Genomic DNA, 15,477 nt, shown 5'->3' on the forward strand with positions numbered 1-15,477 from the left:
CCTTCCAACACGACGCGGGCAACAATGCCTAGCAATTCCATCATCGTGCAAAAATACGGCGGCGTCTGTCTCGAAACACCGGCAAGAATCCGCGCGGCCGCGAGCAGTGTCGCCGATTTGCATGGCCGTGGTCATCGTGTCGTGGCGATCGTTTCCGCGATGGGCAAGACCACCGATGAACTCGTCAGGATGGCCTATCAGGTCAGCCCGTATCCCAATCGCCGCGAACTCGATATGCTGTTGACCACCGGCGAGCGCATCAGCATGTCCTTGATGAGCATGGCGCTGTCTGATCTCGGCGTGCCGGCGATCAGCTTTACCGGCAGTCAGGCCGGTGTCATGACCGACGGGTCCCATTCCTCCGCACGCATTCTGGACGTGCGGCCCATTCGCGTGCGCGAAGAACTCGATCGTGGACGCATCGTGGTTTTGGCGGGCTTTCAGGGCGTGAACCCGCTGACCAAGGAAATCACGACGCTTGGCCGAGGTGGCAGCGATACCACCGCGGTCGCCATGGCTGCGGCGCTCAAGGCGGAGTGCTGCGAGATCATCAAGGAGGTCGACGGAGTTTGCTCGGCTGACCCGCGCATCGTCGCGGACGCAAAACCCTTGCGTCAGCTGGATTTCGCATCCCTATCCGAAATGTGCTTCTGGGGCGCCAAGGTCCTGCACTTTCGCAGCGTGGAGCTGGCCCACAGCCAAAACGTGCCTTTGGTCCTGAGAAAGTGGGGCGGCGCGCGACACAGCACGCAAGTGATGAAGGAGGTCGCAGACATGGAGAACGGAAGAGTCCTGGCCGTCAACTCGATGGCTCGCATCGAGCATGTGGAGATCGATTCGGCGGACCTCAATCAAGGCTTTGAGAAGTTCGCGCAGCATCTCCAGCAAAATGGCTTGCCTTGGCCGCAACTCCTCGCCTCGGCTTTCACCGCCGAAAAAACCCGCATCATGATGACTTGCGATTCGGAAACACTCGACGCGTTGCTGCGCACACTGGATCGGAGCAAAGACCTGCGCAAACAGCGCGAGACGCTGAGTTCGGTGAGCCTCACTTGCTTCGGCGGCATTTCCTCGGACCTGCCATACAAGGCTGTTCAGATTCTGCAACGTCACGGAATCATCGCCGACAAGTATGTTTTGTCATCGCATTCAGTAAGCTTCTTTGTTCCGGTGGAGAGCCGTGAGGCCGCGGTCATGGCCTTGCATTCGCTGATCTAGTTGAAATTTGGCAAGGGTCGGGAGTATTTCCACGCCGCTTCGGGCAAAACGCCCGATGACATTGCGAGACCGCCTGCACGCGCGAATGCTAGGAGTCTGTTACGAGGGAATGCTTGCGCGGCAGCAGGCAGCCAAGCGCCGGCGCCTCCTCGACGGTCGTACCACGCCTGCCACAACCCGGTGCGCGGATGACTCGCCATCATGACTGCCGACCGTGGAGCCGCGCGATGCGCAAGGGCTGGTTCAGGCCGACAATCGGAGTGGCGATCATCAGCCTCGGTCTGCTTGCTGCGGCCGACCTGTTTGCCGAAGGCCGCAAATACGATCCCGGTGCCAGCGATACCGAGATCAGGATAGGACAGACGATGCCCTATAGCGGCCCGGTGTCGGTATTCTCCGTCATCGGCAAGGTGCAGGCCGCCTACTTCCGGATGATCAACGAGCGGGGCGGCATCAACGGCCGCCGGATCAACCTGATCTCCTACGACGATGCCGCGACGCCGGCGAAGACGGTTGAGCAGGTCCGCAAGCTCGTCGAAAGTGACGAAGTCCTGTTCATGTTCCAGTCGGTGGGCAACGCCCCCAACATCGCGATCCAGAAATATCTCAACGACCGCCACGTTCCCCAGCTCTTCGCGGGCGGGCGGTCGATGCGGTTCGAGGATCCCGTCAACTTTCCCTGGACCATGGGATTCGCGCCGAACCTGCGGACCGAGATCCGCGTCTATGCGCGTTTCATTCTCGACAATTACCCGAACGCCAGGATCGGCCTGCTCTACCAGAATGACGAGAGCGGAAAGGAATATCTCGCGGGGCTGAAGGACGCGCTCGGCGCGCGGGCGCCGGCCGTGCTGGCGTCCGAAGCCCCCTATGACATGACGGACCCGACCATCGACTCGCAGGTGGTCCGGCTCAAGGCTGCGGCGGTCGACGTGCTGATCGACATGGCCGCGCCGAAATTCGCCGCGCAGGCCATCCGCAAGACCGCCGAGCTCGGTTGGAAGCCGCTGCATTTGCTGGGTGTCGGCTCGTCCTCGATCGACGCGGTGCTTGTGCCGGCGGGGATCGAGCACGCTCGCGGGCTGATTTCGGCGAGCTCGTTCAAGGAAGCCACCGACCCGACCTGGGCCGACGATGCCGGCATGAAACGATGGAGCGCCTTCATGGCCTCCTACTACCCGGAAGGCGACCGGAACAGCCTCTTCACGACCTACGGCTACAGCGCCGCCGAGCTGCTGGTGCGCGTGCTGCACCAATGCGGCGACGATCTCTCGCGCGACAACATCGTGCGCCAGGCCGCGAGCCTGAAGGATGTCAGACTCGATCTGCTGTTGCCCGGCCTCGCCATCAATACCAGCCGCGCCGACTATCGCGTGGTGAAGGAGTTCCGGATGATGCGCTTCACCGGTGAGCGATGGCAGCCCTTCGGGCCGGTCGTCGCCGACTAGAGCCTTCCCCGTTCCGATTGAATCGGAACGGGGCTCTAGGCTCTTGTTTTGACGCGTTTTCTTAACGCGAACCGGTATCCACTTCGCTCGAAAACGCTCTAGAGCGCCGTTCCGATGGAATCGGAACGGGATTCCATATCCATGGTTCAAACGCGTTTTCTTCACGCACACCGGTACCGACTTCGCTCAGGAGCGCTCAAGGTCGGATCATCGGATTGATCGACCAGCCTTCCCTGAGGAAATCCGAACCTTTTATCAATGCCCGAGCCGCGCCTCCGTGCCGGCCAGCAGCCGCTGAATGTTGGCACGATGGCGCACGATCACGTAGATGCCGCCTGCGATCACCAGCAAGCGATAGGGCAACGGTTGCTCCAGGCCGCAGACGAGGACGATCGCCGTCAATGCCGCCAGCATCGAGCCGAGGGAGACAATCCGAAAGACAGCCACCACAGCGCCAAAGGCCGCCGCAGCGCCGAGGCCTACGGGCCAGGACATCGCCAGCAACACGCCGAGCCCGGTCGCAGCGGATTTGCCGCCAGTGAAATTCAGCCAGATCGAACGGCCGTGCCCTAGCAACACGGCAAGCCCGGCCAGGCAGACAGCCCAGGACACGCAGGTTTGCGGATCAAGCGCTGCCGGCGGCGTGACGGATGGCAAGGTGTACAACCAGGGATAAAACCAGCGGGCGAACAGGATTGCCGCTACGCCTTTCAGCACGTCGACAAGGAGCACAGCCAATGCGGGCCACTTCCCCAGGGTTCGCAATACGTTCGTTGCCCCGGTGGATTTGGAGCCATGCTGGCGGATATCGATGCCCCTCAGCAACTTCCCCGCCAGATACCCCGTCGGCGTCGAACCGAGCAGATAGGCGATCGCCAGTCCAGCCACACTCGCGATCCAGAAGATCATGCCAGTCACCTCGATGCCCGCGGCGGCGATCAATCCTAACGCGGATGCCACCAGCGTCCGCCGATCACGACGCCTTCGGATGCGATCTTGCGATCGCCCGTCAAATGCTCGCCGACCACATCGACATAGTCGAACTGCCCTTCCCTGACGGAGATGAGCGTGGCGTCGCCGACGCTGCCCGGCTTGAGGCTGCCGAGCTCCGGCCGCCGCAACGCCATCGCGGCATTGACGGTGGACGCCGCGATCACGTCCGGCAGCGGCATCCCCATGCAGAGGAATTTCGACATCGTCGTCACCTGGTCGAATGCCGGGCCGTCGATGCAGAGCTGATGGATGTCGGAGGAGATGGTGTCGGGATAGAAGCCGTTGGCGAGCATCGCGCGCGCCGTCCTGAAGGCGAACGAGCCCTTGCCATGGCCGATGTCGAACAGCACGCCGCGCTCGCGCGCCTCCAGGACGACCTTCTTCACCGTGCCCTGCGCGGTCGCGGGCGTGTTGGGGAACGGACGGAACGCATGGGTCAGCACGTCGCCCGGACGCAGGCGCGCGAGCACCTCCTCATAGCTCGGCGGCGGATGGTCGATATGCGCCATCAGGGGCATGCCGACCTGCTCGGCAACCTCGAGCGCGATCTCGAGCGGCACCAGCCCCGAGGTGCCCGAGGCGAACAGGCCGACCCGCACCTTGATGCCGACGATCAGGTCGCGGTTCTCGTCGGCGACGCGCGCCGCGTCGATTGGATTCATCAGCCGCAGCTCCTCGCTTTCGCCGACCATCACGCGATCCGAGAAGCCGAAGATGCCGGCATGCGAGACGTGCAGATAGGCGAGGATGCGGACCTGGCTCGGCTCGATCACATGCTTGCGGAAGCCGGCAAAGTTGCCGGGGCCGGCGCTGCCGGTGTCGACCGAGGTGGTGACGCCGGAGTTGCGGCAGAACTCCTCCGCGTCGATGCCGAGCGAGGTGCCGCCCCAATAGACATGGGTGTGCAGGTCGATGATGCCCGGTGAGACGATCAGCCCGGAGACGTCGCGGACCTCGGTGGCGGGATCGGCTTGCAATTCGCGGCCGTGCGCAGCGACCTTGCCCGCGGCAAAGCCGACATCGGTCACGGCATCGAGTTTCTGCGACGGGTCGATCACCCGTCCGCCGCGCAGGATCAAATCGAAAGGCATCGTGTTCTCCGGATTCGGTCCGGCACGATGGTCGACTTCGCCGGCGCCTGCAAGCCGCTCAACCGACCCGGGCCTGTTGGGAAACCGGCGCGGTCGTTGTCGCGCGATCCGCGCCCTCGTCGGCGACCATGTCCGATCCCTTGTCCGCTCCGTTGGCCGACGCGACGATGGCCGCAATGGCGGGATTATGCACCGCCTCCGAGGCAGCAATGGTCTCGCGGGCCCAGCGGTACGAGGATTCGAAGATTTCCTGATGACGGTCGAAATCGGTGACGTCGATGCCGTCGGGCGTCGGCGGACGCATCACCATGTCGAGCGGCGTGGTCGGCAGCGTATCATAGCGCTGATGCGCAACGAGGCTTCGCCACAGCACGTTGACGGCGCTCGGCGCGGCCGGAAGCAATTTCTTGCGGAACGGCGTCAGCAGCGATGCAAGCAGCTCAAGCCGCCCCGGCAGCGCGGCATAGTCGACGTCGAACATCTCGGTTGCCGGGTCTCCGAAATGGACCACCAGATTCGGTCCGCTCTTCATCTGGTGCATCTGCGCCAGCGGAACGTTGTCGACGAGGCATCCGTCGACCAGCATCGAGCCGTCCCTTGTATAGAACGGCGGCAGCAGACCGGGGATGGCGCTCGACGCCCGCACCGCGTGCCACAGCAGACCGGTGCGGATCAATTCGAGACTGTGCGTCGACAGATTGGTCGCGACCGCCGCGAACGGCCGCCAGCAGTCCTCGATCCGGCAATTGTGGCCGTACTGATCGGCGAGCGCGGCATCGAACGCCTTGTGGTCCAGCAAGGCGTAGCGCGGCCAGGTCGGGCGGCGGAAGCTGCGACTGGAGACGAAGATCTCATGTGTGCCGCGCTCGAGATGCTCGGCGTCGTAGTTCTTGGCAAAGCCCGCCGCCATCGCCGAGCCGACGCTGGTGCCGACAAAGATGTCGAACATCGCGCCGCGCTCACGAAACGCCTTGTAGACGCCGACATGCGCGGTGCCGAGGCTGCCGCCGCCGCCGGCGACAAATCCGACGGCGCGACCGCACAGGAAGCGAACCAGGCTGTCGATGTCGAGCTGGTCCTCGAGCGCGACATGATGATGCATGAAGCAGGGCAGCCGCGCCAGCCACGCCGCGGTGCCGCTGACTTCGTGGCGCCTGACGTCATGAACCCGGACGAGGCGCCGCGTCGACGCCGGATGCACGGCGCAGGCGAAGCGTTCGATCTCCGTCAGATCGGGCGTCGGCGCATGGCCACGGCAGGCGAACACGACAAGATCGGCCTGGCGGATGGTTTTGCGCGCCCACTCCGATGCGTCGGGACCACCGAAATAAGCCACCAGCGGCGCGTCGTACTCGATCCTGTTGAGCCAGTCGGCGACCTCGGATGCGTCGAGCGCGCGGCCGGGAAACATCGCCTGGACCCGCGCGAGGTCGACGATTTCGGCACCCGCAGCGGCAAGGCCTTCGCGCAGCCTGCGCTCAAAGGCGGCAGGCACCGGTTCCCGTCCGCCCGGGATCAGCGCGACCGTGCGCGCCTTCGGCGACGCCCGGAGCGGCAACAGACGCGCGGTCTCGGTGGCAAATCGCCGCGCGAGCGCAGCCAACAGCGCCTCGACGATCTCGGGCGTTTCCCGCGCCAGCGTCGTATAGGCGGCGCGCGTCAACACCAGCACGCTGGTGTCGCGGATCGCAATCACATTGGCCGTGCGCGGGATATTGGCAAAGAACCCGATCTCGCCGACCAACTCGCCGGCGCGAAGTTCCGCGATCGGTTCGGGATGACTGGTCCGGTACACCGCGAGCGCGCCATGCAGCACCAGGAACAGCGCGTCGGAGGCGCCGCCCTGCTCGACCAGCAGCTCGCCGCGCACGAGGTCGCGCCGGGTCATTGCGCCAAAGGCGATCAGCCGCTGCTCCGCGCTGAGGGTTCTGAACAGCGCGAAGTCCTCGGATACGTTTCCCCACGCAAACGTCGCGCTCGGCGGCACACGGTTCGAATGCATGATCCGATGTTAGCGCCGGGCCATCGTCCCGGCGAGCGATATCAGGGCCCAAACGGCCGCACCCTGAACACAAATCCTTGGGAGCACTGCAGCAGGATTTGCAGCATCCGCGATCTGCTTCACCCGACCAATTCCGGCCACGGCACGATGGTCGACTTCACCGTCTTCATCGCCATTGCGTCGGCGACCGCGCGGGCGACGCCGTCCTCGGTGAACGGATAGATCGTCTGCATGTCGAGCCAGGGATATTTGTTGCGCGTGCGGTAGAGCATGTCGACGCCGAGCGGCAGGTCGTTGCCGGTAAAGCCCCAGGAGCCGAGCACGTTGAGATCCTTGGTGCAGATGCGGTGCCACGAGGTGTTGATCGAGCCGGCATCGGTGAACTGCCCCATCTCGACATAGGTGCCGCCGTCGCGCAGCATCTCGATGCCCTCGGGGCCGGCGGTCGGATGGCCCGAGCAGTCCATGACGAGGTCGGCGCCGAAACCGCCGACGATGTCACGCACCGCCTTGATGCGCTGCTCCGGCGTCTTGAGCTGCTCGATATCGACGGTCGCCTCGGCGCCGAACTTGCGCGCCAGCGCAAGGCGCGGCGCCTCCGGCGCGCCGACGCAGATCACGCGCCCCGCGCCCATTTCCTGCGCGGCGGCGACCGCGAGGATACCGATCGGCCCCGAGCCCTGGATCACCACCGTGTCGCCCCAGCTGAAACCGCCGGCGCGGGTGGCGCGGTTGAAGGCGCGGATGCAAGAGGTCAGAGGCTCGGAAAGCGCACCGAGCCGCAGCGACATGTCGTCAGGCAATTTGTAGATCTTGGTGCCGGGCAGCATGTCGAGATCGACATAGACATATTCAGCCCAGCCGCCCCACATGTGCGGCGCCTTGTCGAAGCCGAGATAGCGGCCGTAATAGACCGGCGTCAGACACTTGTTGGCGCTCTCGGGATAATGGATGCAGTAGTAGCAGCGGCCGCACGGCATCAAGGGCGGGATCATCACCTTCGATCCCACCTGCAGCGGCTTGCTCATGAAATCCTCGGTGAACTCCGCGCCGCACTCCACGATCACGCCGCCGAGCTCGTGGCCGAGCGTGAACGGCCACGGCAACGGCTTCGGCCAATGTCCCTTCAGGATGTGCAGATCGGTTCCGCAAACGCCACAGGCGCCCACCTTGATCAAGGCCGCCTTTTTGCCGATTTCCGGCCATGGCACTGTCCGTATTACCGGCTTGGCTCCAGGTCCATCATGCGTGCAGACGCGGATCTGCTCCATCGGTTCGCTCTCCCTGTCCTTGTCGTTGGGCCGGGTTCGGCCGAGCCGACTTTAGGTCAGGACGATTGGGATGTCATGAAGGCCTGTCATGAAGGTCTTCATGACAGACCTTGGCGGAACGAGGCGCTTCTAGTCCTGGCGGAGTAATTTCCGCAAGGAGGCATCGATTGTGAAAGCAGCCGAGGGCGAATTGGCTGGTAGCATTGCGGGGAACGACACCATGAATCCTGGTATCGAAGGCATCGTCGGCATGTACGTCAAGTTGGGCGAACTGGACACGCTGCAACGGATGAAGGAGCATCGACAGGGCTTGCTCGACCAATGCGTCGATACGGCGAATTTCAGCTTCGATGTGACGAGATCGATCTACAGGAGCGACCTCGAGGTGATCGAGGCGGGCATCGAGAGCCTGTATGGCGAGATCATCGGCCATGTCGACGTCATCAACGAAAAAAGGATTTCCGGCTGGGCGCTGTACAACCAACACCCCGACAAGAGGGTCGCGATCGATATCTACTTCAACGGCAACCTCGTTGGCGAGGTCGTCGCCGATCAGTTCCGCAACGATCTTCTCAAGCTCAACAAGGGCGATGGACACCATGCCTTCGTCTTCGTGCCGCCAAGCGGATCCTATCAGCCGCCGCTGCAGATTGAGGTCCGCGCGGCGAAGCGAAAGGTGCTGAAAGCCGTGGCTGTTGAACCACCAGCGGCGGCAGTCGAACCGGAAACGGGTGTCGAACCGGAAATGGACGCCGAGGCCAAATAACCTCACCGCGCCGCTTCCGCACACCCCGGATCCGCCGGGTGCCGCCACCCGGCTGAAGCCGCCGCAGACGCCAATACGGGCTGCGACATGACGGACGTGCGCGGCCGATTGACAGCGACGATCGCTTCACCGCAACCTGCGATGCAACCTCAGGTGACGGAATGAAGCCGCAACCCGGCTCGGAGCGAATCTTCGTGGACGCCAGCACCGATCCACTGGACGGGCGCGTGCGATGGGCGCCGGCGAAATCGCTGTGGCTTGGCAGCATGACCGCGGTCGCGATCATCCTCGGGCCGCTGCTGTTCACGTGGAGCGCGTTCGCATTATTCATCGTCACCAGCGCGATCACGCTGTGCTTCGGGCATTCGGTCGGCATGCACCGCCGCCTGATCCATGCGAGCTTCGACTGTCCGCTGTGGCTGGAGCGGCTCTGCGTCTATCTCGGCACGCTGGTCGGGATGGCCGGCCCCTACGGCATGGTGCGGCTGCACGATTTCCGCGACTGGGCGCAGCGCCAGACGGCGTGCCACGACTACTCCTGCCACCGCGCCGGTTTCTGGCGCGACGCGTGGTGGCAACTGCACTGCACGCTGGTGCTGAAACACCCGCCCGAATTCCGGCTCGAACGGCGGCTCGCCGATGACCCCTTCTACGCCTTCGTCGAGCGAACCTGGATGTGGCAGCAATTGCCCTGGGCGATCCTGTTCCTCGCGATCGGCTCGTGGAGCTGGCTGGTCTGGGGCATCTGCGTCCGCGTCGCCGTCTGCGTCACCGGTCACTGGCTGATCGGTCATTACTCGCATCGCAAGGGCGGACAGACCTGGATCATCGAAGGCGTCGCGGCCCAGGGCTACAATGTCGGCATCGCGGGCCTGATCAGCATGGGCGAAAGCTGGCACAACAATCACCACGCCTATCCCGGCTCCGCGAAGCTCGGGCTGCTGCCGGGTCAGATCGACCTCGGCTGGTGGTTGATCAAGGCATTCGAAGCCGCAGGACTCGCGAGCAACATCAAGACGCCGGACAATCTTGCGCCCCGCCCGGGCGCGCGCCGCGTCGACGAACCAGGCAACGCCGATGCAGTCGCGCCGCGACATCGCGGCCGCGCATTGTTCCAGTAATCCGCAGCCGCGCATCTTCCGTTGCGGATCGAACGCCACGCAGCTATATACGCCGCGTCGGAAAAGGCAGACTTGGTTTGGTAAGCCCAAGTCCTTTCGGATCGAAGTCCTTTCGAGAACGAAAGCTCTGGTCTTCTGCCTCATGCATGAGATCCCCACGACGAACACCGGACGCCATCCAGGCGCCCAATGTTCGTCCGTGTGGTTCTCAACCCGACGAACCGCTCCGGTCGAACACCGACAAAGGAGCAGTTCATGCACGCCAGCCGCCCCCTTCCCCATGATGTCGTGATTGCCGGTGCCGGCCCGGTCGGCCTGCTGCTTGCCTGCGAGCTGCGGCTCGCAGGGTGCTCGGTGCTGGTGCTGGAGCAGGCCGCCGACCCGCATTCGCCGCTGAAACGGCTCCCCTTCGGGATGCGCGGCCTTTCGGCGCCCAGCATCGAGGCGTTCTATCGTCGCGGGATGCTGGATGACATCGCGGCACGACAGCACGCAAAGGATGGCTCGGGCAGCAGCGCATCGAATGGCGCGCATTGGATGCAACAGCCGCGCCGCCCGGCCGGCCATTTTGCCGGCATCCAGTTCTTTCACGATGATCTCGACACGTCGAAGTGGCTGTTTCGTCTGCCGAGCCCGGCAGGCACCAGCATGGCGGTCGAGATGGAGGCGCTCGAATCCGCCCTCGCCGCGCGCGCAACCGCGATGGGGGTTGAGATCAGGCGCGGCACAGGCGTCGAGGCGTTCGAACAATCGGATGATGGCGTGATCGTTCGCGACGGTGCCGAGACGTTCCACGGACGCTGGCTGGTCGGCTGTGACGGCGGCCGCAGCATGGTGCGCAAGGCCGGCGGCTTTGAATTCGTCGGCACCGATCCCGAGTTCACCGGCTATTCGGTCGAGGTCGATATATCAGATCCGGACAAGCTCCGCACCGGCCGTCACTACACGCCGACGGGCATGTATACCTACGCACGGCCCGGCACGATCGCGATGGTGGAGTTCGACGGCGGCGCCTTCCACCGAACCCGGCCGATCACGCGCGAGCACGTGCAGGCGGTGCTGCGCCGCGTCTCCGGCACAGACGTCACGTTGACGGCGCTCCGGCTTGCCACCACCTGGACCGATCGCGCCTGCCAGGCGACGGATTACCGCAAGGGGCGCGTGCTGCTCGCGGGCGATGCCGCGCACATTCATTCTCCGCTCGGCGGCCAGGGGCTCAATCTCGGGCTTGGCGATGCGATGAACCTCGGCTGGAAGCTCGCGGCCACGATCCGCGGCGACACACCGGTGGACCTGCTCGACAGCTACTCGCGTGAGCGGCATCCGCTGGGCGCGCAGGTGCTGGACTGGTCGCGCGCCCAGGTCGCGCTGATGCGGCCAAGCCGAAGTTCGCGCGCGCTCGAAGCCATCATCCGCGACCTGATCGCGACATCAGACGGCGCGACCTACTTTGCCGAGCGCGTGTGGGGCGTTACGCTGCGCTACGATCTTGGCAGCAACCATCCGCTGGCGGGCCGCAGCGCCCCCGACTTCGAGTTCGTTTGCGGGGCTAAGCTCGGCGAGCTGCTCAGAGATGGTCGCGGCCTGCTGCTGGACTTTGATCGGCGCGCGCCCCTGCAAACGCTTGCCGATCGCTGGCATGGGCGGATCGGCTATGTCGCAAGCGACGCGCGGGATCGGCTGGGCCTTAATGCCGTGCTCGTACGCCCCGACGGCTTCGTCGCATGGGCCGCCGACACCGCCCCCCACATCGATGAAGCCGCTCAGGTCATGTCGCGGTGGTTCGGCGAACCTGATGTGCGGCCCTGCCCCTTCCACTCACACTTCTCTTGCACCGTGTGCGAGTTCCCTGCCTCAACCGTAACGCCCCGTTAACCCTATCAGCCTTAGGGTCGTCGGGGCTCCGAATGGACGGTGGCCGGGTTTGTCGTGATGTCGTTTGCACAGAAGAAAACTACCGTCGTCCCCGTAGCCGAGGAGCGGCGGCGCTTCCAGCGCGTCAAGGTGCACCTGCTCGGCCGCTACATGCTGCCCGACCGGCGCGAGTTTCCCTGCCAGATTATCAACATGTCGCCGGGCGGCCTCGCTTTGCTGGCGCCGGGCATCGGCAATGTCGGCGACCGTGTGATCGCCTATCTCGACCATATCGGCCGGGTCGAGGGACGCATCACCCGCATCATCGACAACGGCTTTGCGATGACGATCGGCGCCACCGCGCGCAAGCGCGACAAGCTCGCCGCGCAGCTGACCTGGCTCGCCAACCGCGACATCCTCAATCTGCCCGAGGATCGCCGCCACGACCGTATCGTGCCGCGCAACCCGATCGCCCTGCTGACCCAGGAAGACGGCACGCGGATGACCTGCCGCATCATCGACCTTTCCTTGTCCGGTGCTGCGATTGCTGCCGAGAACCGCCCGCCGCTGAAATCGCTCGTGATGCTCGGGCGGGTACAGTCCCGCGTGGTGCGAAATCTCGAGGAAGGCTTCGCGCTCGAGTTCGTCCACGAGCAATCGGCGGAAACGCTCGAAGAGAGCGTTACCGCGAGGTAAAGCGAAAAACCGCTCAAAACCGCTTTTTTTGCCCGCGAAGGCGGCCACCGGTGCACCGGTGGCCGCCGTCGGCGCGTTTGGCCCGGTGAAAATCGGCGGTTAACGGCCGCAGCGTTTGGCGCAACAAACCGCGCTGGCGCAGCGCGCGCGGCGTTAATGCATAAAATTTGAATCAATTGCAGTTGTTTCAAATTTTACGCGAATTCGATTCAAGTACAGTTCGAATTCGCCGCAGGTTTTACCAGTATTCGCGTCAAATCTACTTTGCGTACTTAGCGGCGGCGCAAAAGCTTTGTGCGAAACGTGGTCCCAACAAGAAGAACGGGGGCCACGATGTTTGGGTTCAGGGGACAGGGGAAAGGTTTGGCGGTTGCCGCCATTCTGTTTGCGACGTGCGTGTCGGCCAAGGCCGGCGACGTGGTCTACGCCAGCCTGGGTGACGTTGCGCGTTCGCCGATCGGCTGGGTCGAATTCTGTGCCGACAATCCGGGCGAATGCCGCGGCGGCGCGACGCAACCACGCGACATCGTGTTGTCGCAGACCGCTTGGCGGGACCTCGTACGGGTCAACAAGTGGGTCAACGAATCCATCAAGCCGATGACCGACATGGATCATTGGGGCCTGATCGAGAAATGGTCGTTGCCATCCGACGGTTACGGCGACTGCGAGGACTACGTGCTCCTGAAGCGCAAGATGCTGATGGACGCCGGCTGGCCCCGCGAGGCGCTGTTGATCACGGTGGTCCGCGACAAGAAGGGCGAAGGCCACGCGGTGCTGACGGTGAAGACCGACAAGGGCGAGTTCGTGCTCGATAACCAGAACGAGAGCATCGTCGCCTGGACCGACACTGGCTACCGCTTCGTCAAGCGGCAGTCGCAGGGCGATCCCAATGTGTGGGTCTCGCTCGGTGACAACCGCCCGGCAGTTGCAACGGCAAGCTCGCGCTGAGCAGAACAGGAAATTTCGAGTTCGCGACCCGGTCACATCCCCACCCCTCCCCGTCCCAGACCGGTTCGCGCGCGGCCACCCTTCCCCCAAAGGGTGGCCGCACCTTTTTTGAGCGGCGTCGACCGACGCCTAGTGTGCTGAATGCGAAGTTCGTGCGATTTCGCGGCAGCCACTTTCACGAACTTCGCATTCATAAAGCACACTAGAATCATAAGTTTGCTAGTGTCCTTATCGAATCCGAAGTTCGCTCCGAAGGTGCGGCAAATGATGCGAACTTCGGATTCGGGACACTAGAAGAACCGCTCGAGAAACGCCGCGGTCTCGTCTGAGATGCCGACGATCTTGTTGGTGGCCTGGCGATAGAATTTGAAATTCAGTTCGGTCTCGGGCCGGCCGTCGCCCCAATCCTTGAAGCGCCTGAGTTGGTCGCGCCCGAGCAGCCGCGCCGCGGATGCGGTGCGTCTGACCGTGATGCTGACGCGCGGCGTCTGCCTGATGATGCCGACCTTGCGCGGTGTCGCGTCGGCCGACGCGACGATCGCGCGGGCGATCAGGCCGTTGCCGCCCTCGTTCTCGCTCGCGAACACGAACACGATGTCATCGGCCGCGATGTGCTTGCCGCCATACATGGTCTTCTGCGCGGTGAAGGTGAACACCTTCGCCCGCGCATTTCGGATCTCGGTCTTGATCGCAAACGCCATCGCATCCTTTCACCGGCTCGCTTTGTCATCCGCGTCGGCGGCTTGACATCCTAGCATCGGAGCGATTGAATTGAATTGAATTGAATTCAATTCAGCGAAGGGCCCACGATGGACGCGGCGAGCCTCGGGACACGGGAACGATTGCTCTCGGCAGCGCAGGCCGAGCTCATCGAGGGCCATGGGCACCTCGAGATGCAGGCCGTCGCAAGGCGGGCGCAGGTCTCGGTCGGGCTCGCCTACCACCACTTCGGATCGAAGGCGGGCCTGATCGCCGCCGTGGTCGAAGGCTTCTATGAACAACTTGATGCAGCGGCGTTCGGCGGTGCCAAGCTGTCCGCCACGGACTGGGCGGACCGGGAGAAGGAGCGGATCGGCGCCTATGTCGCCTTTCACTATGACCACCCGTTTGCGCCCCTCGTGATCGGACCGCTCAGCCCCGCGCCCGAGGTGCTCGATGTCGAGACCGCCTTCACCGGCCGGCAGCTTGCAGCCGGCGCCCGCATGCTCGAGGCGGCCCAGCGCGACGGGATCGTGCCCGGCGGCATCGACCCTCACCTCACCATTGCGCTGATGATCGGCGGCATCCGCCAGGCGCTGATCGGCGCGCTCATGAGCGAAAGACGGCCTGATCCGGCAAGGCTGACCGGCGACATCTGGGCCTTCATGGCCGCCGCGCTGCGCTTGCCTGCCAAACCCCTGTCCGCGCGGCCAGGAGCCACGCGGCGCAGCCGCAGCTAAGCTTCACCCAGAACCCAAACATCGATGGCCATCTTGTTCAATCCGCACGATTTTCACGCACCGCAATCGTCCTACAGCAAGCACGATCTGCTGCGCTCGAGCGAAGGCGGCTATTTCGGCCCGGGCAATGCGCAGCTGCCGGCACCGCCGATGCTGATGATGGACCACATTACCGAGATCAGCCTGGACGGCGGCGCGTTCGGCAAGGGCCACGTCGCCGGCGAACTCGAGATTGCGCCGGACCACTGGTTCTTCGCCTGTCACTTTGCCGCCGACCCCGTGATGCCCGGATGCCTCGGCCTCGACGCCATGTGGCAGATCATCGGCTTCTGGCTCGGCTGGTCGGGCTCGCCCGGCAAGGGCCGCGCGCTCGGGGTCGGCGAGGTCAAGTTCAGGGGGCACATCACGCCGGATGTCAGGCTGGTGCGCTATGAGGTCGACATACGCCAGGCCAGGCGCGGCCGGCTGGTGCTGGGCATCGCCGACGGCCGGGTGCTCGCAGACGGCGCTTGCGTCTATCTGGCAAAGGACATGCGGGTCGGCCTGATCGCGCCCAGAGGCTGAATTCGGGGAGGTTGAGTTCGGGTCGGCCAGAGACCGATCGTGCCTCGAGCAGGCCGGGCAGCACGG

The 15,477-nt window shown here is 64.2% G+C and carries 14 protein-coding genes; 9 read left to right on the forward strand and 5 right to left on the reverse strand.

Annotated features, from left to right (window positions below):
* Positions 1-24 precede the first annotated feature (24 nt).
* Together ACVW1B_RS19160 and ACVW1B_RS19165 are read left to right on the forward strand one after the other, a co-directional pair.
* Positions 25-1,218 (forward strand): aspartate kinase, encoded by a 1,194-nt coding sequence (locus tag ACVW1B_RS19160; protein WP_456822035.1) that lies wholly within the window; start codon positions 25-27, stop codon positions 1,216-1,218.
* A 227-nt stretch (positions 1,219-1,445) separates the two neighbouring features.
* Positions 1,446-2,666 carry an ABC transporter substrate-binding protein gene (locus tag ACVW1B_RS19165; RefSeq protein WP_456822036.1) on the forward strand — a complete coding sequence of 407 codons (1,221 nt, stop codon included), beginning with the start codon at positions 1,446-1,448 and terminating at the stop codon, positions 2,664-2,666.
* Between the two features lie 255 nt (positions 2,667-2,921).
* Here the strand turns inward: ACVW1B_RS19165 and plsY are convergent, their stop codons facing one another.
* The 4 genes from plsY to ACVW1B_RS19185 form a co-directional block, all read right to left on the reverse strand.
* Positions 2,922-3,575 (reverse strand): glycerol-3-phosphate 1-O-acyltransferase PlsY, encoded by a 654-nt coding sequence (gene plsY / locus ACVW1B_RS19170; protein ID WP_456822037.1) that lies wholly within the window; start codon positions 3,573-3,575, stop codon positions 2,922-2,924.
* Positions 3,576-3,610: 35 nt separating this feature from the next.
* The gene (locus ACVW1B_RS19175; RefSeq protein ID WP_456822038.1) at positions 3,611-4,750 is read right to left on the reverse strand and encodes an amidohydrolase/deacetylase family metallohydrolase; all 1,140 of its coding nucleotides are present in this window, start codon (positions 4,748-4,750) and stop codon (positions 3,611-3,613) included.
* A 58-nt stretch (positions 4,751-4,808) separates the two neighbouring features.
* Positions 4,809-6,752 carry a patatin-like phospholipase family protein gene (locus tag ACVW1B_RS19180; protein ID WP_456822039.1) on the reverse strand — a complete coding sequence of 648 codons (1,944 nt, stop codon included), beginning with the start codon at positions 6,750-6,752 and terminating at the stop codon, positions 4,809-4,811.
* A gap of 119 nt (positions 6,753-6,871) precedes the next feature.
* Positions 6,872-8,023, reverse strand: a complete 1,152-nt coding sequence (locus ACVW1B_RS19185; protein ID WP_225160268.1) for a zinc-binding dehydrogenase — start codon at positions 8,021-8,023, stop codon at positions 6,872-6,874.
* 169 nt (positions 8,024-8,192) lie between these two features.
* Here ACVW1B_RS19185 and ACVW1B_RS19190 point away from each other — a divergent pair, with 169 nt between their 5' ends.
* From ACVW1B_RS19190 to ACVW1B_RS19210, 5 genes are all read left to right on the forward strand, one after another.
* Positions 8,193-8,789 (forward strand): hypothetical protein, encoded by a 597-nt coding sequence (locus ACVW1B_RS19190; RefSeq protein WP_456780316.1) that lies wholly within the window; start codon positions 8,193-8,195, stop codon positions 8,787-8,789.
* Positions 8,790-8,950: 161 nt separating this feature from the next.
* Positions 8,951-9,910: an acyl-CoA desaturase gene (locus tag ACVW1B_RS19195; RefSeq protein WP_225160270.1), complete on the forward strand. Its 960-nt coding sequence runs from the start codon at positions 8,951-8,953 to the stop codon at positions 9,908-9,910.
* A gap of 255 nt (positions 9,911-10,165) precedes the next feature.
* A complete protein-coding gene (locus tag ACVW1B_RS19200) occupies positions 10,166-11,785 on the forward strand; it encodes an FAD-dependent monooxygenase (protein ID WP_456780315.1) in 1,620 nt (539 codons plus the stop codon).
* A 57-nt stretch (positions 11,786-11,842) separates the two neighbouring features.
* Positions 11,843-12,460, forward strand: a complete 618-nt coding sequence (locus ACVW1B_RS19205; protein ID WP_028342942.1) for a PilZ domain-containing protein — start codon at positions 11,843-11,845, stop codon at positions 12,458-12,460.
* Between the two features lie 333 nt (positions 12,461-12,793).
* Positions 12,794-13,408 carry a transglutaminase-like cysteine peptidase gene (locus ACVW1B_RS19210; protein ID WP_456822040.1) on the forward strand — a complete coding sequence of 205 codons (615 nt, stop codon included), beginning with the start codon at positions 12,794-12,796 and terminating at the stop codon, positions 13,406-13,408.
* 290 nt (positions 13,409-13,698) lie between these two features.
* On the opposite strand, the gene ACVW1B_RS19215 is transcribed toward ACVW1B_RS19210, so the two are convergent.
* Positions 13,699-14,109 (reverse strand): hypothetical protein, encoded by a 411-nt coding sequence (locus ACVW1B_RS19215; RefSeq protein WP_456780314.1) that lies wholly within the window; start codon positions 14,107-14,109, stop codon positions 13,699-13,701.
* A gap of 108 nt (positions 14,110-14,217) precedes the next feature.
* Here ACVW1B_RS19215 and ACVW1B_RS19220 point away from each other — a divergent pair, with 108 nt between their 5' ends.
* Together ACVW1B_RS19220 and fabA are read left to right on the forward strand one after the other, a co-directional pair.
* Positions 14,218-14,847 (forward strand): TetR/AcrR family transcriptional regulator, encoded by a 630-nt coding sequence (locus ACVW1B_RS19220; protein WP_253608021.1) that lies wholly within the window; start codon positions 14,218-14,220, stop codon positions 14,845-14,847.
* A gap of 33 nt (positions 14,848-14,880) precedes the next feature.
* The gene (fabA, locus tag ACVW1B_RS19225) at positions 14,881-15,411 is read left to right on the forward strand and encodes a bifunctional 3-hydroxydecanoyl-ACP dehydratase/trans-2-decenoyl-ACP isomerase (RefSeq protein ID WP_456781899.1); all 531 of its coding nucleotides are present in this window, start codon (positions 14,881-14,883) and stop codon (positions 15,409-15,411) included.
* The last annotated feature ends 66 nt before the right edge of the window (positions 15,412-15,477 follow it).

It is taken from the genome of Bradyrhizobium sp. USDA 4502 (assembly GCF_054063355.1).